Below are 20,306 nucleotides of genomic sequence, written 5' to 3' on the forward strand. Positions count from 1 at the left end.
CCCGAAGCCGCTCGCTGCCCCCCGCCCACGGCAGTGTCGCGGCCAGCACGCGCAGCCCTCGACCGCCGCGACCGCTTTGGTGGACGAAGCCATGCATCTGATCAGGGATTTCTCGGTTTCAGCCGTCATTGCCGGCTTCGTCGCCGTTCTGATCGGCTTCACCAGTTCGGCAGTGATCGTTTTTCAGGCCGCCCAGGCGCTGCACGCAAGCCCGGCCGAGATCGCTTCCTGGATGTGCGCGCTCGGCGTCGGCATGGGGCTGACCAGCATCGCCCTGTCGCTGCGCTTCCGGGTGCCGGTGCTGACCGCCTGGTCGACGCCCGGCGCGGCGATGCTGATCACCAGCGCCGCCGGCGTCTCGATGCCCGAAGCGATCGGCGCCTTTCTCGTCTCGGCGGCCCTGATCACGATTTCCGGCTTCAGCGGCCTGTTCGAGCGGATGATCAGCCGGATTCCGATCTCGATTGCTTCGGGAATGCTCGCCGGCGTGCTGCTGCGCTTCGGTCTCGATGCCTTCCAGGCCATGCAAAGCCAGTTCGTACTTGTTTTCCCGATGTTCTGCGCCTACCTGCTCGGCCGCCGGCTGCTGCCGCGCTACGCCATCATCGTGACTTTGCTCATCGGCGTCGGCATCGCTGCGGGTCAAGGCTCGTTGCGCGTCAACGAGGTGCGCCTCGAGCTGGCGATGCCGGTATTCATCGGCCCGGAGTTGTCGTGGCAGGCGCTGATCGGCGTTGCGCTACCGCTCTACGTGGTGACCATGGCCTCCCAGAACGTCCCCGGCGTCGCCGTCATCCGCGCTTCCGGCTATCAGCTACCGATCTCGCCGCTGATCGGCTGGACCGGCACCGCCAACCTGCTGCTCGCCCCATTCGGCGCTTACGCGCTGAACCTGGCGGCGATTACCGCTGCCATCTGCATGGGACGCGAAGCGCACGAAGACCCCGAAAAACGCTACGTCGCCGCCATCGCCGCCGGCTTCTTCTATCTGCTGATCGGCATTTTCGGGGCCACCGTCGGCTCGCTTTTCCTGGCCTTCCCGAAGGAACTGGTGCTGGCCATCGCTGGCTTCGCACTGCTCGGGACCATCGGCAGCGGTCTCGCCGCCGCCCTGAGCCAGGAAGCCGAACGCGAGCCGGCACTGCTGACTTTCCTGGTCACCGCTTCGGGAGTCGCCTTCGCCGGCGTCGGCTCGGCGTTCTGGGGCCTGCTCGCCGGACTGGCGGCGCTGATCGTCCTGCGCAGCAAGCGCCGCCCCACCCAGCAACCCTAGCCTTCGAGCACCTCCCAGCGTTCGAGCAGCTGCACCAGCTGATCGTCGATTTCACTCAGCCGCGCCGCCAGCCGCTGCGCCTCTTCGGGTTGCGACTGGTACAGCTGGGCATCGGCGAGACGCTCGCCGATCGCCTTCTGCTCGCTCTCCAGCGCGCTGATCCGCTGTGGCAACTCCTCCAGCTCGCGCGCTTCTTTCCAGGAGAGCTTGCCGCCGCCCGGTTTTTGCGCAGCCGCCTTGGCGTTGGCCGCAGTCTCCGTCGCACGCGCGTCGCTGCGCTTGCCGCTGCTCGCCGCCAGCGCCTCGTCACGCAGGCGGCCCGCCTGGTAGTCGGCCCAGTCCTGATAGCCACCGGCGTACTCGCGCCAGGTGCCGTCGCCTTCCGAAGCGATGGTCTGGGTCACCACGTTGTCGATGAAGGCCCGGTCGTGACTGACCAGGAACAGCGTCCCGGTGTATTCCTGCAGCAACTCCTCGAGCAGTTCCAGGGTCTCGATGTCGAGGTCGTTGGTCGGCTCGTCGAGCACCAGCACATTCGCCGGCCGCGCGAACAGGCGCGCCAGCAGCAGCCGGTTGCGCTCGCCGCCGGACAGCGAACTGACCAGCGAACGCGCACGCTGCGGCGCGAAGAGAAAATCGCCGAGGTAGCTGATCACATGCTTGCGCTGGTTGCCGATCTCGACGAAGTCCGAGCCCGGCGAGATGACATCGATCAGCGTCGCTTCTTCGTCGAGCGCACTGCGAAACTGGTCGAAATAGGCCACTTCCACTTTCGTTCCCAGATACACCTTGCCCTGGTCCGGAGACAGCTCACCGAGAATCATGCGCAGCAAGGTCGTCTTGCCGGCGCCGTTCGGGCCGATGACGCCGATCTTGTCGCCACGCTGCAAGCGACACGAAAAATCGCGCACCACCGCCTTGTCGCCGTAGCTCTTGCTGACGTGTTCGAGCGCCGCCACCAGCTTGCCGCTCTTGACCCCGGCGTCGAGTGCCAACTCGACCTTGCCCTGACGCTCGCGTCGCGCCGCCCGCTCCCGGCGCAATTGTTCGAGACGCAAAACGCGCCCTTCGTTACGCGTACGCCGCGCCTTGATTCCCTGGCGAATCCAGACTTCTTCCTGGGCCAGGAACTTGTCGGAACGGGCATTGTTCTGCGCCTCGTCGTGCAGCATCATCTCCTTGCGCGACTGGTACTCGCTGAAGCTACCCGGACAAGACAGCAGGCGGCCGCGGTCGAGCTCGACGATGCGTGTCGCCACGCGCTCGAGAAAACGCCGGTCGTGAGTGATGAACGCCAGCGTCACTCCCGACGACACCAGCATTTCCTCCAGCCATTCGATGGCGCCGATGTCGAGATGGTTGGTCGGCTCATCGAGCAGCAACAGCTCCGGCGACACAGCCAACGCCTGCGCCAGCGCCAGGCGCTTTTTCTGGCCACCGGAAAGCGTTCCCACCAGCGCGTCGGCATCGAGCGAGAAGCGCTGAATGACCCGCTCGGCCTGCGCCTCGAAGGACCAGGCGTCACGCGCTTCGAGTTCCGTCTGCAGGAGCTGCATGCGATCGAGCAATTTTTCGTGATCAGCGTCCGCCTCGCCGAGCGCGTGCGATACCGCGTGATACTCGGCGAGCAGCTTCGACAGATCACCCATACCGGCGACGACCGCCTCGAAGACGCTCAAGGCCGGGTCGAAGGGCGGTTCCTGCGGCACATAGCCAATACGCAATCCCGGCTGTCGCCACACCGTCCCATCATCGAGCCCCCCCGTGCCGGCCAGCGCACAGAGCAGCGACGACTTGCCGGTGCCGTTGCGGCCAATCAGCGCCACCCGTTCGCCAGGGTCCAGCTGGAACTCGGCGTGATCAAGAAGCGGCACATGGCCGAAAGCGAGCGAGGCGTCGGAGAGAATCAGATACGGCATGAGGGCGGGTAGGTTTCCTGTGGAGTGGTGCTGCGCAGCATAGATGCGCGCTGGCCTGAGCCGAGAACGCCACAACGCGATACCTCGACAACTCGATGACCGTGGCAGCAACGCGGCAAGAGCGCGCGATTTTACTCCGATGCGCGCTCCGGCAGGTCCAAATCGGGCAAGCGGCGGCACCCAGAGGTCGCTGACCACGACCAACATCGGCGAGCGCGCCCGCGCTCGAATTGGCGAAATCACGGGCAGCGGCTACAATAGCCGCCCCTCTCCTCGTAGCACAATGGATAGTGCACGCGCCTCCTAAGCGTGGGATACAGGTTCGATTCCTGTCGAGGGGACTACCAGCGCTTCCAGAGAAGTCCGCCAAAGTCCAGAAACGTCCATCTATTCAATGACAAAGGTGCATTTTACCATCCAGGGTTAGCTACCAAAATCCGTTGCTATCCGCCCATCTGCGGGGTATTATTTGGGGTATCATCCACGGACGGTGGGGTATGATGGCCCTTTCAGATGCTGCAGTTCGATCTGCCAAATCGACAGAGCGTCCGACAAAGCTCTTTGACGGCCGCGGTTTGTTCCTTTTCGTAACGCCTGCCGGCGGCAAACTGTGGCGATTTAAGTATTGCTACGTAGGCAAAGAGAAGCTCCTGTCACTGGGAAGATACCCCGATATTACCCTCAAGGAAGCGCGAGCCCTCAGCGACGACGCACGTAAGCTGCTGGCACATGGCGTTGATCCAGGCGAGCGGCGTAAGGCCGGTGCCAACACATTTGAAGCCGTTTCGCGCCGGTGGTTTGCCAAGCAACAGACCGGACTGGTGCCGTCTTTCGCAAGCAAGGTTATTCGTTCTCTCGAGGCAGACGTATTTCCCACCATCGGCCACCGACCAATCAACGACATCAAGCCGCCGGAAGTACTGATGGTGCTTCGCAAAGTCGAAGCGCGCGGAGCCCTGGAAACCCTTAAACGAGTGCGACAGCGTGTCGCGGATGTTTTCACCTTCGCTATCGCCGAGGGACTGCGCGAGGACGTTAATCCGGTCACTGGCCTGGAGAAGGCGCTGAAAACGGCCAAGGCCGAGCACCGCCCCTCTCTGCACTCCCGCGAACTGCCGGAATTCTTTATCAGGTTGGATGCAGCGCGGCTTTCCAAGCCCGTAAAACTGGCGGTCCGCCTATCGCTGCTCACGTTCCTTCGACCCGGGGAACTGCGCTGCGCGCGCTGGCAGGAGATCGACCTTAAAAAGGCGACCTGGATTGTTCCGGGTGAGCGCGATCGTGCCCGGGGCCTGGTTGGCATGAAGATGAAGGAAGACCACCTTGTACCCTTGTCCAAGCGAGCCGTCGAAGTGTTCGAAGAGTTGCACGCCTATTCGGGAGACGGTGATCTGGTCTTCCCAAATCGCAACGACCCACGGCGGCCTATCAGCGACGGCACCGTAAACAGCGCACTGCGGGCAATGGGATATTCGACAGCGGAGGCCTGCGGGCACGGATTCCGTGCTACAGCCGCGAGTGCCCTGGCAGAAATGGGTTTCAGGCGCGAAGTGATTGATTCCCAACTGTCGCACCGAGAGCGTAGCGCGGTGCTGGGCGCGTATGTGCACATGGCCGAGTATGCTGAAGAGCGCCGACGCATGATGCAGCACTGGGCAGACTACGTTGACAGCTTGGAGCATGGACGAACCGTCGTACCCCTGAAGAAGCAGACCGTCGCGCGCCGTCGAGCGGCCGATGCGGCCTGAACGACAACTCTACCGCGTGCCATTGTCTTCGCGCGAAGAGCGGCCAGATCTCTCCCCATGCTCCGCTCCCATACCCCCAAACCCTTGCAAGAAAGCCCTTTCTAGCGCGTCGCCCGATAGGGCTGGGCGGACTAAAGCGGCCTTAACCGGCTTGCCTCGATCTGTTCGCTGATCCACGTCTGTACCTCAGCCTCGACCCATCCGGACGAGCGCCCGAGCTTGACCTGTCGTGGAAATTCGCCCCGCTTGATCTTGTCGTAGATCGACGACCGGCCAAGTCCTACCATGGACTTGACAAGGGGAAGACGTATCAACCGCTGATTCATAGCGCGGCCGTTGGCCGCAACCAAAAGGAGGTGTCGCCCCCGCTACCGCCGGATTTAATTTGCGAGGACAATATCCTCAACCCCACGTAGGAGGTAGACCACCGCACGGCAAGGGAGGCGACATGGACATTTTCCTCAAGAAGCACGAAGAGTCAATCCTGGGTGTGATCGAAGGATTCGACCGGATAATCTTCAAGGGCTACCTGACCTCGATGTTTCCGGATGGTGCGTTTGGCCGCTACCTGTCCAAGCGAGGCGTGCTGCTCAAGGATGCCGGGAAGTTCTTCGAAAGCGAAACCAAAACGCTCGTCGAACACGCCAAGACGACTGCCGAAGAGGCGGGGCGTCCCTACCTCTTTCTCGCCTCCGCGCACACGCACGCAAGCGGTCGATCGAAGGAAGCGATGGCCCGGGCCATCGCCGAGCAGGACGGCATCAGCGAAGGCCTGGTCTGCATCTTCTCGGTCCTCGAACCGTGCCTCTCGTTCGCCGTGGCCGGCAATCGCAAGACACAAGGTCTGGAAGTCGTTCGGCGCAATCGCCGCTGCCTGCACCTGTACTGGTATCTGATCGACCCGGTTTTTGGCTGGATGCACGTGCGTATCCAGACCTGGGCACCGTACGCCACTCAGATTTACGTCAATGGCCGGGAGTGGCTGTGTCGGCAACTGCCGCAAGTGGGTGTCGCCTTCGAGCGGAGTGACAACAAGATTCTCTGGGTGTCAGCCCTGACGCATGACCCAGCCGAATCAGGCTCATTTGCCGGTAACGCCCGCTTTTGCGGTCGAGGCGGTCAAATTGCGGTTGGCTAGCGGCAAAGGACGGGTGGTGGAGTCAGCCAGGAGGATGCCGAAAGAATTTTTTGGACGGCGGTACGATCGCCAGGCGAGCCTTTCCGAACGCGGCGTACGCCGCGCTCGAGAGGATGTTTCGGGTACGCCTGTGTGAGGTCACTCAAGTTGAAGCAGGAATGGAGCGGCGAGGAGCGCGCGGATTCGTGCTGGGTCGAGCCAGGGGGCGGCGCAGGAGCTTCGAATGAAGGCGATGGCACCGCGCACGCCGAGTTGCTGATAGAGATCGCGTAGCTGTCGGGTGAAGCGTGCCAGGGTATTGAACACATGCGCCAGGCGCATGAGGAGGTGATAGCCTTTCATGGCATTCCAGTCGAGGGCAAAGGCATGCTCGTAGTGGTAGCCCTGATGTTTTTCGACGAGGAAGCCCGCTTCGATGCCCCAGCGGTGGCGGGCCCCGAGGTTGCAGCGCTCATGGACATTGTCTTGGCTGAGCGGTTGGCTGGAGAGCCAGGCGTGGCGCGATGTTTCGGTGACGGTCCTGGCCTGTTCATCGATCTTCTCCCAGCTTTCCTCACAGACCACCAGATTCAGCTTGAGACGCTGACGCCCGTTGGCAGCGAAGGCGTAGTCGATGTCGTTGACCCAGCTGAAGTGTTGTCGGCGTCTTCCCCAACCGCGCTGCACGGCTTGTGGCTTCAGGGCGTGGAGCGCGCGGAACTCCTGCCAGACCGTGGACAAATCCTTGTCCTTGAGCACGATCATGAACTGCCAGTGGGCGCGCAAGCAGCGCCGCATCACCGGCCCGTTGGCGTAGAGGCCGTCGAGCAGGAGCAGGATCGGCAGGCGGGGGAACAGCGTCTTGAGCCGGTCGCTCAAGCGCACAAAGCCGCGCAGCTCGCAGTCCTGCTTTTGCGCTTCGGTATCGCCCAGCGCGTGTTCGAGGAACTCGCTGAGCAGTGGGATGACCAGGCCGTTGTGGAAGGCAAAGCTGGCCTCGAGGACGTAGACGAAGTACTGAGTGTGACGGGTTTCGTCCTTGCCGACGGTACGTTGCAGGAGTTCCTCCGTCCAGAGGGTGTCGCCAGCGAGCTTCTGTGAGCCGTCGATGGCGATCGGATAGCAGTGGTCGATCAGATAGCGACGAAAGTTCTTGCCGCGAATCAGCCGCTTCACCAGATCGACGTGGGCCTGCTCGAGCTGTTCAAGGTCAATGTCGCGCAACAGCCGAAACAGGGTGTCGGCGTGTGGCAGGGTGTCGATCTCCGGGAACAGCAGCTGCAGGTTGGTCATGAACTGGGGACGGGATATTTCGCGGTTGGTCTCGCGCCGGGAAGAGAACTGAAAGACGAACATCAGCAAGCCGTAGAGCAGAAGCACGGTCAGCTTGTGCCGGCGCTTTTTGGGATCTCTCGGGTCGGGAATTTGTTCCAGTTGAGCGAGCAAGGCGGGCAGCTCTTTGCGCAGGAGGCGCATCTGTTTGCTCACGGCGTCCTCGCGGGCCTTTTGTTCCTCGTCGACGGTCGCGAAGGCCGAGCTTCTGTTGGGCAATGGAGCGGCTGAGTGGGGGACTTGTCCCGTTGCGCGCAGCTTCGCGTTCAGTACCTTCTCCTGCCGTTTCTTCTCTGAGCGCAGCTTCTTGATGGCCACGCGTGTCGGGCGACGGCAAGGTTTGCTCATGACCGCGGGCTCCCCGGCGCGGCACACAACGAGGCGCAAGCATCCGAGGTCAGCGCTTTGACCCACACCTGGCGGGGCGTGCTGTGATAGGACTGGCCAGGGCGGGCCAGCCCGCGCCCGCTGCTTGCCCCAAGCAACTGCCAACCGGCGGCACGGTAGCAGGTGCCGGCATAGTGACGCGGATCGACGAAGGTCTCCAGCAGCAGGGGCTCGAAGCCCCAGTGTTCGAGCCAGTCCGCGCGTGTGCGGCGCGCGAGTTGCCCGAGCACATGACTGGCCAGATGCGGCACCCGGACGTGCGGAAAGATCAGGAAGCGGCTGTTGTTCACCACCCGCGCCAGGTTCTCGCGGCGGGCCTGGGCCGTCCAGCCGATCCACTGATCGCGCACGGCCACCGCGCGGGCAGCACCGGACAGCAGGACGCAGCCCAGCCGCCGGTCGCCCGCCGTGATAAAGTAGCGCAGCCGGTAGCCGAAGGCCCCCTGGAAACCCAGCGGGTGCCAACGCGCCACCAGCGCATCCCACTGCGCCACCCGGGTCGCGTCGCGAACCACTTCCAGGGACACCGGCGCGAGCGCCGACAGGGCGCAGTGCACCGCCGGCTCGGCAACGGGGGCGACGGATGCCGAGGGCGGCGCGCAACGGCGCGGCGGCGAGGGCCTCAACGCAGGCAGTACCAGCAATCCGGCCGCCTGCAAACGCTCCAGGAAGTCCAGGCAGGCGCTGATCTTCGCCGTCCCCGTCAGGGTGGTCCAGCCCAGGTGCTCGCAGACCGTCGCCGCCAACTCCTTGCGTGCCAATCCCGGCAGCCACGCGACCGTCGCGCAGAGCTCGGCAATCTCCGTCGCGCTGAACACGCGACCACAGTGCACCCATTCCCCCGCACTCGTTGCAAGCATCGCAAAACCTCCGACTGAAGCGCAGATTGATTACGCTCCACCTATCCTGCCAGAAGTCCGCCCGGCTGTCTAGCCCTCTTGTGCGAAGGTTTTTTTTGCCTGCCCACCGCAACGCCTTGCCACTACTGGGCCGGCGTCGTCATGCTTCAGCGCTGTCTGGGTGTCGGATTTCGAAGCCACCGCGGCACTTGCCGAGCAGTTCAACCACACCGACTGGCCTGCGTTTCTGATTCGCCAGGTGGCCAGCGTCAATCCGCTCTTGCCGGCCATCGCCGCGGCGAAGTTCGACGGCTACTGGTTTGGCATGGACCAGGCAGAAGTGGCCACCGATATCCTGTTCAACTCCAGAGCTGATCTCGAGCGTATCCACCAGGACCTCGTCCATGCCGCCATCACCGGCTTCGGTGCCACGGACGTCATGCGCTTTCTTGGCCAAAAACCTCATCACCTCTTCACGGGCGAGGTCGTGATCGACAGCAAGAAGCGGCCCGAAGGTTGCCGGATCAAGTTCCGTATCCGACGCAACTCCGTCAAACTCTACGATCATCTCAACGTCTTGAGAATCGAGACCACCCTCAACAATCCGGCAGAGTTCAAAATCCTCACCTCGTCCGAAAATGCCGAGGGTCAGGTCGTCTGCCGGTGGTCGCCGATGCGCAAAGGGGTCTCGAATTTCTGGCGCTATGCCGAAGTCGCTCACGGTGCCAACTCGCGCCTGATCGACGCCTTGGCCAATGCTCCTCTTAAAGGTCAGGCGATCGAGGCCATCGATCGCCTGTGCCGGTCACAGAGCAAGGCCGGTCGGCATGTCGCCGCTTTCAACCCGGTCACCGCGGAGAACGTCGCTCTGTTCACCTCGCTCCTGGCCGGCGAGTTCGCCATCAATGGCTTCCGCAACCGCGATCTCCAGGGCAAGCTTTACTCGGCCCCTGCCAATAACCCCGCCGAAATCAAGCGGCGTACGCATCGAACCAGCCGCCTGATCGCCAAACTACGCGGCCATGGCTTGATCGCCAAAGTCACCAACTCTCGTCTCTACCGGGTCACGCAAAACGGCGTGAAAGCGATGTGGGCCGCCGTCCGCTGCCGCCGTATCGACTTTCCAGCCGCTTTCAACATGTCAGAATCATTCGCGCAATAGAGACAAGTCCTGCGGGGGAATTTCATATGGTTGCGGCCTCGTGGCCCTCTACGACGCCCACACCCTCAAGCAGATACGTAGACTGGGAAACGGCTCTCCAGCCTCCTACTGCTCGGATTTCGTCGCCTTTTCACCCAACGGCAAGATCCTCGCTTACGGGGACGCGTACAACGTCAACATGTGGGATACGGTCGCCGGCCAAGATCTGGGCGAGCCGGAAATGGACCTCTCCTCTCCAGACAGCGTGGGTCAGGTCGAGTCTGTCGCATTCTCGCCCGACAGCAGGATCCTCGCGATCGGGGATCGGAGCAAGCAGCTCGTGTTGTGGAATATCTCCACCAGAAAGGTGCTGGCACGACTCGGTGCACAGGGCGAGGGCTGGGTCTCGGCGGTCGCGTTCTCGCCCGACGGCAAGGTCATCTACGGCGGCAGCACAGACCAGACAGTCAGGCTCTGGGACTTCAGCTCCTACAAGGGGAACGGTCGGGTCGCTGCCGAGAAGATCAAGTTGATGGCCACGATCAAAGGTCACACCGGTACGATTAGCTCGATCGCTTGTTCGCCGAACGGGAGTTGGGTGGCCACAGTGAGCACAGATGGAAGCGTCAAGCTCTGGGCCGCGACCGGGCCACGCGAGTTTGACACCATCGAAGGGGTGCAGGCGGCTTCACCAGGCGGCAATTTCGTCGCCAAAGTCATCGACGCACAGAGCAGTGGATCGGGCAGCGAACAGACCCTGGTTTTCGATCTGCGCGGCGACAAGCCCGAAAGGCTCGCGACGTTGAACGGAATAAACCCGATGCTCTCGGCGGACGGCAAGACCCTGGCGACGGCCTTGATCGACGTAACCGGCGGAACCAACGTCACGGTCAAGCTCCAGGACCTGAGCACCGGGCAGAGGCTCGCAACCCTGCGGTCGAGATTCGGGGAGCGGTTCTCCGACGACGGCCGATTGTTCACGGCACCGAGTCCGGACGGCAAGACACTGATCCTGTGGGACACCTCCGAACGCAAAACGCTTGGATCTATCGGGAACGACGCCCCACTGAACCACTATGCGGTTTCACCAGATGCAACGGTGATCGTGACTGTGGACCAGAACGGCCAACGGCTTACCTCCTGGGAGGTTGCGTCGCAACGGCCGTTGTCCAGGGTCACGATGAAGGCGGGCCCGCAGTCGACCGAGGCGGATGCAGAGGATTTGGAGGCGCCCCTTGCCTTGACGTCCGACGGCAAGCTCCTCGCAATCACCAATGCGAACGTCGTCGAGCTGTGGGACACCCGCTCCACCCGAGACCCAATCGTGCTCGGAAAACACTGGCCGGCTGCCGACCGACGCCATCCTGCGCCCACCGGCTGCTTCGCGCCACGTAGCGGCCGGTCAGACAAAAAAGTGAGATGCGCAGCCGAATGACCGCTTACGGCTGATCGCTCCAAGCCAACGGCGGCTTTCAAGAAAAGCCGCGACCGTCTGCTCCCCTGGCCGGGAGTGGTCATTGACCGCCGCAGCGACGCCCGCAGGCGTGTTTCCTGGTAACGCTAAAGAGGCCACGCGACTACCGTTTCGTCGCCACCAGCCGTTCTTTCAATTTCGACCAGCGCCGTTCCACCTGCTTACCCTTGACCGCCATGGCCAGTGCCCTCTTCTGCCCGACCAGCACCACCAGCCTCTTGCCACGTGTGATCCCCGGTGTAGATGAGGTTGCGCTTGAGCATCATGTAGTGCTGGGTCGAGATCGGAATGACCACCACCGGGTACTCGGAACCCTGCGACTTGTGGATCGTCGTCGCGTAACAGAGCACCAGCTCATCGAGTTCGCCAAACGGATAACTGACGACCCGGCCATCGAAGGCCACGGCGAGCTCCTCTTCGTCCTGGTCGACGCCGGTCACGAAGCCGATGTCACCGTTGAAAACATCCCGGTCGTAGTTGTTCTCGATCTGCATCACCTTGTCGCCGACACTGAAGCGGTTGCCGAACTTGTCGACACTATGCTCGCCGGGCGGATTGAGCACCGCCTGTAAAGCCTGGTTGATACCGCGTGCGCCGGTGATCCCCCGGTTCATCGGGCACAGCACCTGAATGTCGCGGATCGAATCGACCTCGAACTTTCTCGGCAGGCGGGTCTGCACCAAATCCACCACGGTTTGCGCAATGACTTCCGGTTCCTCAGCAGCAACGAGGTAGAAGTCCGATGCTTCTCCTTTCTCGGGCAGGCTGGGAAAGACGCCTCGGTTGATCTGGTGGGCACTGCGCACGATTCGCGAGGTGGCCGCCTGGCGAAACACTTCGGTCAGCCGGATGACGGGGACGACACCCGAGTCAATGAGATCGGTGAGGAACTGGCCGGGGCCCACCGAGGGCAGTTGATCCACGTCACCGACAAGAATCACCGCCGTGCTGGTTGCCACGGCCTTGAGCAACTGGTTTGCCAGCGGCACGTCGATCATCGAACATTCGTCGGCCACCAGAAGATCGCATTCGAGGGGATTGTCCGCGTTGCGCTTGAACTGACCATTGATCGGATTGATCTCCAGCAAGCGGTGGATCGTCTTGGCTTCCAGACCGGTCGATTCGGACAGACGCTTGGCCGCCCTTCCCGTCGGCGCACACAGCAGGGGTTTGACGCCCTTGACGGTCATGATGGTCAGAATCGAATTCACCAGGGTGGTCTTGCCGACGCCGGGTCCGCCGGTGATCACCAGCAGCTTGGAAGACAGGGCGAGACGGATGGCCTCTTTCTGGCTGTCGGCCAACTGGATAGAGAGCTTCTGCTCGACCCAGGGAATGGCTTTGTCGGCCTCGAAGGCAGGCAGGGTCGTCCCGCCCGCGTCAAGGCGCTGGATCTGGGCGGCGATCGATTGCTCGGCGTAGTACAGGGGCGCCAGGAAAACGCAGGCTTGGCCTTCGACGGTGTCGGGCAGCAATACCTCGTCGGCGACTTCCTGAGCGATCGCCGTTTCGATGATGGATTCCGCGATGTCGAGCAGCTTCACCGCCAGGGGCACCAGTTCGGCGTAGGGCAAGCCGCAGTGGCCCTGGCCCGAGGCTTCGGTGAGCGCGTAGGAAATACCGGCCTGGGCTCGCAGGGAGAATCCTTGGCGATGCCGATCTTCTGGGCAATCGTGTCGGCCGAGAGAAAGCCGATGCCGCGAATGTCCTGGGCCAGTCGGTAGGGGTTTTCCTGAACGATCTCGATGGCCCCCTGGCCGTAAGTCTTGAAGATGCGCACCGCTCGGGAGGTCGATACGCCATGCGCGTGCAGGAAGACCATGATGCTGCGAATGACCTTCTGGTCAGCCCAGCCGGAGGTGATCTTTCTGGCGCGGACTTCGCCGATGCCGGGAATTTCGCGAAGGCGTTCCGGTGACTGCTCGATGACGTCAAACACCGCCGCACCGAAGGCCTTCACCAGCTTGCCGGCATAGACGGGGCCGATGCCCTTGACCATGCCTGAACCGAGATAGCGCTCGATGCCGGTCAAGGTGGTCGGCGGGTAGATTTTGACGAACACCGCGCGAAACTGCCGGCCGTGCTCGCGATCGGTGACCCAGTTGCCGGACGCGGAGGCGTATTCGCCGGGAGAGACGACGGGGGCGTGGCCGATCAGGGTGATCAGTTCTCGCTCGCCCTTCACCTTGAGGCGCAGAACACAGAAACCGTTCTGCTCGTTGTGGAAGGTCACGCGTTCAACGAGGCCGGCGAGGCGGTCGAATTCGGCGGCGTCAGGCATGGAGGGGCGCGGTGAGGCTACCCAAGGCGGCGCGCGAATCGACTGCGAACGGGCTTAGCGCCGGCTGCGTCGAGTCTGCCAAGGGTGTGCATCAGGCGGCCTGCTGAAGCGGTGCGTCCTTGACTGACGCCTCGACGCGCTCCCGCAGTTCCTTGCCAGCGGTGAAATGGGGCACATACTTTTCGGGGACCGGAACCGCGACTCCGGTTCGTGGATTGCGCCCCGCCCTCGCTGGATGGTAGTTCAGCCGAAAACTTCCGAAACCACGGATTTCGACACGATCACCTTGCGCCAGGGAGCGCCCGATGGCGTCGAGGATTTCCTTTACGGCGATGTCGGTATCCTTCACCGTCAGCGTCGGAAAACGGGAGGCGATGGCGGCGATCAGATCAGCGCGAGTCATAGTCGGCATTCTACCGTCTGGAGTTGCGTTGCCTGTCATTGCCGGAGGGGGTTCAGAGAGACGAGCGCTTCCGGCACCGACCGCACGACTCGATCGGTCCTCGGCGTCGTGAAGGTCGGCATTTCGAGGTCAGGTGGCAACTCGCCACCTTGCCCTGATCGTCCGCTTGTCGGCCACGGGAGACGGTTGCCGATCACATTCGGCGACTTACCCCAGGTAAGCCGACCTGCGCCAGGCTCGATCGCTGATCAGGCCTCGATGCCCTCGCGCGTTGCGCGAGGATTTCTGCATTGCGTTCATGTTACCCGGCGGCCTCGGCTGCCAGGCACGGCATGCACATGCTGAAGCGCGACCAGTGCAACTATCGCGCGCAATGCGCCCTCAGTCCTCGATCGTAAACTGGAGCCCGGCGCTCGCCTGCAGGCGGCGTACGAGGGCCATGCCCATGGCCGCGCCAGGCGTCCAGACGCCACCGCCGGTCATCGCCCCGTCGACATCCTGCACGAGGCAGAGCGCACTCTCGCTGATCATCTTCGAGGTCGAACCATAGCCGGGGTCGCGGTCGCCGATTACGTGGGCGCGCAGCAGGGCGCCTTCCGTCGTCTCGCCGATGAAGACGAGCTCGTAGCGGCCGTTCTCGCGTGCCTGCGCGTCGGGCCCTTCGCCAGGCTTGGGCAGCGCGAAGCGGCGCAGCAGGGCCCGGGTCGGCGCCATCGCGAGCAGCAGGTTCTGCACCCGCGCCTGGCGCACCAGGCGGCGTGCGCGCGCCTCGCCCTTGGCGCCATCGCCGGTCAGCATGCGTTCGTCGTACACGAAGTCGCGCCCCCAGGGATGGCCGAGCAATGCGTTCGTGCGGTGCACGTTCTTGGTGTTGATCGGCGCCATCACGAAGGGTCCGGTCCAGGATTGCGCGCGCTCGTCGTAGCTCGCCGATTCGCCTTCCGGCTGCGCCGGGCCGCTGAAGCCGGGCGTCAGCGCAAAGGGGTCGGCCATCGTGCGCGCCACCGAAGGGTCACGTCGCATCTGCTCGATGGTGGCAAGCAGGCTAGCGATGGTGCCACCTGACGGCCCGCCCTTGAGCACCCGCACGCGTCCTCGCACGCGCGACAGGGGACGACCGAAGCGGCGCAGTGCCTCGTCTTGCAGAAACACCACGCCGAGGTCAAAGGGGATCGAATCGAAGCCGCAGGAGAACACGATACGGGCGCCGCTCTGCGCGGCCATCGGCTGCAGGCGCGGAATCATCTTCGCCATCCAGGCCGGCTCGCCGCACAGGTCGACATAGTCAGTGCCAGCCCGCGCGCAAGCGAGCACCAGCGTTTCGCCATGGAGTTGGTACGGGCCGACGGTGGTCAGGATCACACGCGTGCGCGCCGCCAGGGCGGCCAGCGCGTCGACATCCGACGCATCCGCGGTGAGCAGAGGCAGAGTGGCGCGCGCCCCGATGGCATCGCGCACCCTCGCGAGCTTGGCGGCATCTCGCCCGGCGAGGGCCCAACGCAGCCCCCCTGCAGCACCGTAGGTCGCTTGCAGGTACTCGGCCACCAGGTGCCCTGTAAAGCCGGTGGCGCCGAAAACAATGAGGTCGAAGCTTCGTTCCATTCAGCATCCTCGCACAAAGCCTGCGCCGCCAACTGCCGGAACTGCTGTGTAGCCGTCGCTCAGGCAGTTTGGGAGGGTTGGGAGGGCTCCTATCGTCGCAACGGCGCTACGATCCACCAGCACTGCGGTCGATACACTTCGACGGGTCGCCTGACGGTTTCAAGATGCTGTTCGATCGTGTGGCTGCCGGCTACAACAGTTCGTCGGATGGGCCGTGCTCTTTGCTATGTGGTTGGTCTTGATAACTTCCCACGACAGCCGAGGTGTTCCAGCCCCTCTTTCGTTCACTTCGTCCCGGCCTCGTTCAGGCAGGCCGCCTTCTTTCGCTTGAGCCGTTCTCGGGGTACGTATGCCGACAGACCCTAGAGAGCGGCGGACGCGAGTCGCTCGTCTCTCGGCCCCGTTCCCAAGTCGTCGTTCACGGAAACGGTGAGCGCGGCGTCTTCATCTCACGCTACTCAATGCAACGCGGCCGAAGCGTCGATTGCTCCACAGCACTTCTTGAATTTCCTGCCACTGCCACAAGGACACGGATCGTTGCGACCGACCTTTGGCCCGCCACGAACCACCTGCCCAACTTCTTTCTGCCCTCCGAGGCGAAACTCATCCTGGATGGGGCCACCAGGCTGCCTGACACGCTTGTCTTTCCAGTAGGTGTGCATTCTCCCGAGCGATGGTTCGATTTCGTTCATCCACTTCTCCGCATCCCCGAGTTTCTTGGTGAGGTGAATACCCTCGTCGGTACCCAGACGCAGGAAAGGGGCGAACCAGGTAGGTTGGCCAACGGCTAGCAGGCTCCATGCCTGTTTGCTGAACTGAAAGCCGACCATGAAACCCTCACACCACTCGGCCGCACCCCATTGATCGCCACGCCAGAAAATGGACTTGAACGATGCAGGGTCGATGAGGAACGTTTGGACCACCGCGTTGTAGTGCCGCATGACGAGCGACAGGATACGATTGGCCTGTTCCTCACTCTCGAACCTGGCCTCGGCTTGGCCTTCCTCGATATCCCACACCCAGGGCAACCATTCCGATGGGAGCACTGCGCGTGGTCCAATAGCAATCGAGGTCAGGAACCCTTCCATCGTCGAGACATCCATCGACCTGTCCTCGATAGACTCGTCGGCGAGGAAGTCATCGAGTTCGTCGAGCTCCGCTTCAGAAAGCGGCTGATGAAAATCCATCACCTCCTGCTCACCACTCGGCGAACCAATCAGCGCCCCAATTCCCTCACGCTCAATAGTGTTCAGGGCTTCGTGGAGCGCTTCGCGATCGCTGGAAAACGAGGCATCCCAAACGACAGAGTTCCCGTGTTCATCGACCACCTCCAGAAGCCAGCCACCTTGTATGTTGGGTTTGAAGATATATATAAATGAAATGTGGTCTGTGGAGCTTGTGGGCAAAGGGGCGCGCGGTGGGAAACGCGAAGCGTTTTCCACGGCAAGCGACCCGGTTCGCCGCAGGCGAATTGTCCACAAATCCACAGACCTGTGGTTTCGGTGCGGTAGCTCGTCACTCCCTTGGGACGCCAAGCCCGTGGAGAAGCAAAGAGCGCCGTACCGTCTTCTCAAGGCAAACCCGAACGGTTGCTTGGGCGACAGAGCCCGTATTTTTGCAAGGATGGGTACCATGAGCGCGAACGAGGTTGAGACTTTCGTAGGGATTGATGTCTCCAAGAATACGCTGGACATCCGCATCGAGCCGGCCAGCGAAAGCCTGCAGGTCGCCTACGACGATCCAGGCGTCAAGGAAGTATGTCATCGTCTCGTAAAGGCTGCTCCCGCACTGATTGTCGTGGAGGCGACCGGTGGCCTGGAAACGCGGCTGGCCAGCACGCTGCTGGCCAAGGGCCTGCCCGTGGCCGTTGTCAATCCACGCCAGACACGGGATTTTGCCAAGGCGACGGGAGAGCTAGCGAAGACCGATCGGATTGATGCGGCCGTTTTGTGCCGGTTTGCTCAAGCCATTCGGCCCGCGGTGCGTCCCTTCAAGGATGCCGAGACACGTGAGCTGGATGAGTTGGTGAGCCGGCGCCATCAACTGGTCGAAAACCGGGTTCAAGAGACGCTACGCCTTGGCACCGCAGCCTCCAGAATGCTGCAGAAGAGCTTGAAGAGCCACATTATCTGGCTGGACAAACAGATCACCACTTTGGACGATGACCTGAACACACGCCTGCGGAATTCCGATGCGTGGAAAGCCAAAGACGATTTGCTGCGCGGGATTCCCGGCGTCGGGCCGGTAACCAGTGTGACCATGACGGCCAAATGCCCGGAACTGGGGCAACTCAACCGGCAACGGATCGCCAAGCTCGTCGGCGTCGCGCCCCTGGCCAACGACAGTGGCAAGCACCGGGGCAAACGCTTCGTTTGGGGCGGTCGGGCGGACGTCAGGGCCGCGCTATACATGGCAACGGTTTCCGCGATTCGCTGCAATCCGACGATCAAAGCTTTCGCAGATCGTCTCAAAGGGGCCGGGAAACCGGCCAAGGTGGTCATCGTCGCCTGTATGCGCAAATTGCTTACGATCATGAATGCTATGGTTAAAAACAACACCCCTTGGCAACCAGAAAACGCTTGACGTCAAACACGGTTGCTTCTCCGTTCTCGTAGATATCGATTTGAACCGTCTTGCCGTCTCGCGTCACCGATTGAGCGAGCGGCGAGCAGCTTGGTGTAGGGATCGCTTGCGTCACGTCGTACCTGAAAAGAGTGGAGTCAATCTGCAGCCCATAAAACGCCCCGCCCGCGTTTGGCCATTCGCGGGGGAGTCGCCCTCGGCGGACGAAAGTCCGGAGAAGGCGGTTTGCGACGATTGTACGCCAAGCGCATACCGCAAGGGCCCAGCAATTCCAGCGCCCGTATCCTTCGCCAGCTTTGGACGACGCGTTGCCAAAGGGCGTTCATATCGACTTCGACGTTCCAGGCGATGCCCCCAATCGGACATCACGGTCCCCCTGTGGAGGCCGTCACGATCGGTTTTTCGACAGTTCGGCGACCGGACAGGCTCGGCGCGAGTGCGGGTCGGGAAGCGTCGCGCCCAGCGGCAGAACGCAGAAAATGCTGCGCGCATGGTTTTCGTGCGAAGCAAGATCAAAGCCCCTTCTGATAGGTACCGACCAACTGCGCTTGCCCAACGACATGCCCCTTCATCGCTTCCTCCAAAGCCTTCTTGGTCGGTTCCTTCAAGTCGGGCAGCACGACGTCGAGCGCGTAGAGCTTGTGGAAATAGCGGTGCCGACCGATGGGTGGACAGGGGCCGCCGTAGCCAGCGCGCTGCCAGTCGTTCAGTCCATCAAGCGTGCCTGGTGGTAACGAATGCACAGCCTCCGGCAGCCCGGTGCTGTCAATAGGCAGGTTGTACAGCACCCAGTGAACCCAGGTCATGCGTGGTGCTGCGGGATCGGGGGCATCGGGATCGTCCACGATAACGACCAGGCTCTTTGCCCCCGTCGGCACGCCACTCCACGCCAGTGGCGGGGAAATATCCTTGCCTTCGCAGCTGTAGAGCGTCGGGATTGATCCCTTGTGCACAAACGCACTTGAAGTGATGGTCATGTCCATGATCTTGTCTCCTGCTTGAGTGGTTGCCGACCAGGCACCGAGAAGGAGCAGAGACGACCAACGGGGCAGCCACCACCGGATTCTCACGGTTCTGTCGGGCATCGAAACGCCCCCTCCTTCCCGAAAGAGCGTGCAGATCAATCGCGAAATCATTGGCGTCTGACATTCGTGCCACTGCTGACAGCAGTTGACCAGCCAGCAGTACGGGGACGATGTAGCATCGTTGTCAGTGCTGATCGAAAAGCCACTTGTCTCGGACGTCTTTGGGCATGCTTTCAGTGGTCGCTGTTCGTCCAACGCGCTGTGCGACACGCCTTGAATCCAAGCGGTTGCCGCTCGATGCCTTCCCTTTCACGACCGGCAGTTGTTCGTCCCGCGTCGTCGACAACAGCCGCGTGAGGGTGGCATTTTCCCGCACGCTGGACGTATTTTTCGGTGCCCGCTCCAGCCGGAACGCTCTCGCAGCGGCAACTATTTGGCGCCCTTCTCGACTTTCCATCTGTACTCGATGTTCCCCTTCTCGCCGCCGGTATTGTCGTACTCGGTATAGGTCACCGTGACTTTCTCGAAGCTGTTCCCAACAACGACCTTTGGTGGCCCATCCTCGTCGTTGCCTGAGGCGCTCACCTGAATACTGGTGATCATCACGTTCTTCAATTCGTACCTGAGGTAGGTTTCACGAGCGCCGCCGTAGGTCGCGGTCTGCTCGATTTCCAGCTTCGGAATGACCTTTCCCGTCAGGCACTTCTCCTGCAACTTCGGGGAAGCTTTTTCGTATTCGATCGTCAGCGTCAAGTCTTCGACGATCGCGGCGCCGCGACGGCGGCTCTGGCCTGTTGCGCCCCCACCGGGGCGATACATTCCCCAATCGACGTTCAGGACATCAATCCACTTGCCGTGCTTGTCGTCTTGAGACTCGCCATCGATTCCATCGTACTTTGCGAAAACGGCCATGACTGCTCTCCTTACGTTAGCGGACAGGAAGCCCGACGGTTCTAACGTACAGTAATCGTCACCGACACGATAGTTTATGAACTTCGATCAACTGGCATGAATCTGCGATCTTCTCCCGGTGTCCCCTGAAAAATCATCCGCATGCCGCTTCGCTCAGCGCCTCTGGCCGTCGTCCGCATGGCTAGCCCGATCAGCGCGATGACGTCTGGAGCGCTCACACAGCACCTCCGTCACTTCCTTCGCGACCTCATCGATCCCCCGTCCCGACTC

At 62.2% G+C, this 20,306-nt stretch carries 15 protein-coding genes, 1 tRNA gene and 3 pseudogenes; 7 read left to right on the forward strand and 12 right to left on the reverse strand.

Annotation, left to right across the window (positions count from 1 at the left end; translation table 11 throughout):
- Positions 1-91 precede the first annotated feature (91 nt).
- Positions 92-1,273, forward strand: a complete 1,182-nt coding sequence (locus tag V5B40_RS05780) for a benzoate/H(+) symporter BenE family transporter (RefSeq protein WP_332353630.1) — start codon at positions 92-94, stop codon at positions 1,271-1,273.
- Here V5B40_RS05780 and V5B40_RS25160 read toward each other — a convergent pair.
- The 3 genes and pseudogenes from V5B40_RS25160 to V5B40_RS25170 all read right to left on the reverse strand — a co-directional run.
- Positions 1,270-1,806 (reverse strand): hypothetical protein, encoded by a 537-nt coding sequence (locus V5B40_RS25160; protein ID WP_434735839.1) that lies wholly within the window; start codon positions 1,804-1,806, stop codon positions 1,270-1,272. The genes V5B40_RS05780 and V5B40_RS25160 overlap by 4 nt on opposite strands.
- Before the next feature lie 33 nt (positions 1,807-1,839).
- Positions 1,840-2,151: pseudogene (locus V5B40_RS25165) on the reverse strand (ATP-binding cassette domain-containing protein); the annotation flags it as partial.
- 198 nt (positions 2,152-2,349) lie between these two features.
- A pseudogene (locus V5B40_RS25170) lies at positions 2,350-3,399 on the reverse strand (ABC-F family ATP-binding cassette domain-containing protein); the annotation flags it as partial.
- A 62-nt stretch (positions 3,400-3,461) separates the two neighbouring features.
- Between V5B40_RS25170 and V5B40_RS05790 the strand changes: the two are divergent.
- Both V5B40_RS05790 and V5B40_RS05795 read left to right on the forward strand, forming a co-directional pair.
- Positions 3,462-3,533: transfer RNA gene (locus V5B40_RS05790), tRNA-Arg, on the forward strand.
- Between the two features lie 159 nt (positions 3,534-3,692).
- The gene (locus V5B40_RS05795; RefSeq protein ID WP_332353632.1) at positions 3,693-4,940 is read left to right on the forward strand and encodes a tyrosine-type recombinase/integrase; all 1,248 of its coding nucleotides are present in this window, start codon (positions 3,693-3,695) and stop codon (positions 4,938-4,940) included.
- Positions 4,941-5,071: 131 nt separating this feature from the next.
- Here the strand turns inward: V5B40_RS05795 and V5B40_RS05800 are convergent, their stop codons facing one another.
- A complete protein-coding gene (locus V5B40_RS05800; protein WP_332353633.1) occupies positions 5,072-5,266 on the reverse strand; it encodes a helix-turn-helix transcriptional regulator in 195 nt (64 codons plus the stop codon).
- Between the two features lie 122 nt (positions 5,267-5,388).
- Between V5B40_RS05800 and V5B40_RS05805 the strand changes: the two genes are divergently transcribed.
- Complete coding sequence (locus V5B40_RS05805) at positions 5,389-6,078, forward strand: hypothetical protein (protein WP_332353634.1); 690 nt, start codon at positions 5,389-5,391, stop codon at positions 6,076-6,078.
- Between the two features lie 138 nt (positions 6,079-6,216).
- Here the strand turns inward: V5B40_RS05805 and V5B40_RS05810 are convergent, their stop codons facing one another.
- Both V5B40_RS05810 and V5B40_RS05815 read right to left on the reverse strand, forming a co-directional pair.
- Positions 6,217-7,737 (reverse strand): transposase family protein, encoded by a 1,521-nt coding sequence (locus V5B40_RS05810; protein WP_332353156.1) that lies wholly within the window; start codon positions 7,735-7,737, stop codon positions 6,217-6,219.
- Positions 7,734-8,636, reverse strand: a complete 903-nt coding sequence (locus V5B40_RS05815) for a DUF4338 domain-containing protein (protein WP_332352692.1) — start codon at positions 8,634-8,636, stop codon at positions 7,734-7,736. Before V5B40_RS05815 ends, V5B40_RS05810 begins: the two co-directional genes overlap by 4 nt.
- A gap of 160 nt (positions 8,637-8,796) precedes the next feature.
- Between V5B40_RS05815 and V5B40_RS05820 the strand changes: the two genes are divergently transcribed.
- Positions 8,797-9,777 carry a hypothetical protein gene (locus tag V5B40_RS05820; RefSeq protein ID WP_332353635.1) on the forward strand — a complete coding sequence of 327 codons (981 nt, stop codon included), beginning with the start codon at positions 8,797-8,799 and terminating at the stop codon, positions 9,775-9,777.
- Between the two features lie 40 nt (positions 9,778-9,817).
- Complete coding sequence (locus tag V5B40_RS05825) at positions 9,818-11,191, forward strand: WD40 repeat domain-containing protein (protein WP_332353636.1); 1,374 nt, start codon at positions 9,818-9,820, stop codon at positions 11,189-11,191.
- Between the two features lie 142 nt (positions 11,192-11,333).
- Here the strand turns inward: V5B40_RS05825 and recD2 are convergent.
- The 4 genes and pseudogenes from recD2 to V5B40_RS05845 all read right to left on the reverse strand — a co-directional run bounded on the left by recD2 (position 11,334) and on the right by V5B40_RS05845 (position 16,844).
- A pseudogene (gene recD2, locus V5B40_RS05830) lies at positions 11,334-13,511 on the reverse strand (SF1B family DNA helicase RecD2).
- Between the two features lie 91 nt (positions 13,512-13,602).
- Positions 13,603-13,914 carry an integration host factor subunit beta gene (locus tag V5B40_RS05835; protein WP_291997124.1) on the reverse strand — a complete coding sequence of 104 codons (312 nt, stop codon included), beginning with the start codon at positions 13,912-13,914 and terminating at the stop codon, positions 13,603-13,605.
- 381 nt (positions 13,915-14,295) lie between these two features.
- Positions 14,296-15,516 (reverse strand): saccharopine dehydrogenase family protein, encoded by a 1,221-nt coding sequence (locus tag V5B40_RS05840; RefSeq protein ID WP_332353637.1) that lies wholly within the window; start codon positions 15,514-15,516, stop codon positions 14,296-14,298.
- A 458-nt stretch (positions 15,517-15,974) separates the two neighbouring features.
- Positions 15,975-16,844, reverse strand: coding sequence for a UPF0149 family protein (locus tag V5B40_RS05845; RefSeq protein ID WP_332353638.1), 870 nt, complete (start codon positions 16,842-16,844; stop codon positions 15,975-15,977).
- A gap of 304 nt (positions 16,845-17,148) precedes the next feature.
- Here V5B40_RS05845 and V5B40_RS05850 point away from each other — a divergent pair, with 304 nt between their 5' ends.
- Complete coding sequence (locus V5B40_RS05850; protein ID WP_332353639.1) at positions 17,149-18,099, forward strand: IS110 family transposase; 951 nt, start codon at positions 17,149-17,151, stop codon at positions 18,097-18,099.
- A 512-nt stretch (positions 18,100-18,611) separates the two neighbouring features.
- On the opposite strand, the gene V5B40_RS05855 is transcribed toward V5B40_RS05850, so the two are convergent.
- Positions 18,612-19,082, reverse strand: a complete 471-nt coding sequence (locus tag V5B40_RS05855) for a YbhB/YbcL family Raf kinase inhibitor-like protein (RefSeq protein ID WP_332353640.1) — start codon at positions 19,080-19,082, stop codon at positions 18,612-18,614.
- Between the two features lie 471 nt (positions 19,083-19,553).
- A complete protein-coding gene (locus V5B40_RS05860) occupies positions 19,554-20,036 on the reverse strand; it encodes an Hcp family type VI secretion system effector (RefSeq protein WP_332353641.1) in 483 nt (160 codons plus the stop codon).
- Between the last annotated feature and the right edge of the window lie 270 nt (positions 20,037-20,306).

The organism is Candidatus Accumulibacter meliphilus, assembly GCF_036625345.1.
Classification (GTDB): Bacteria; Pseudomonadota; Gammaproteobacteria; order Burkholderiales; family Rhodocyclaceae; genus Accumulibacter; species Accumulibacter meliphilus.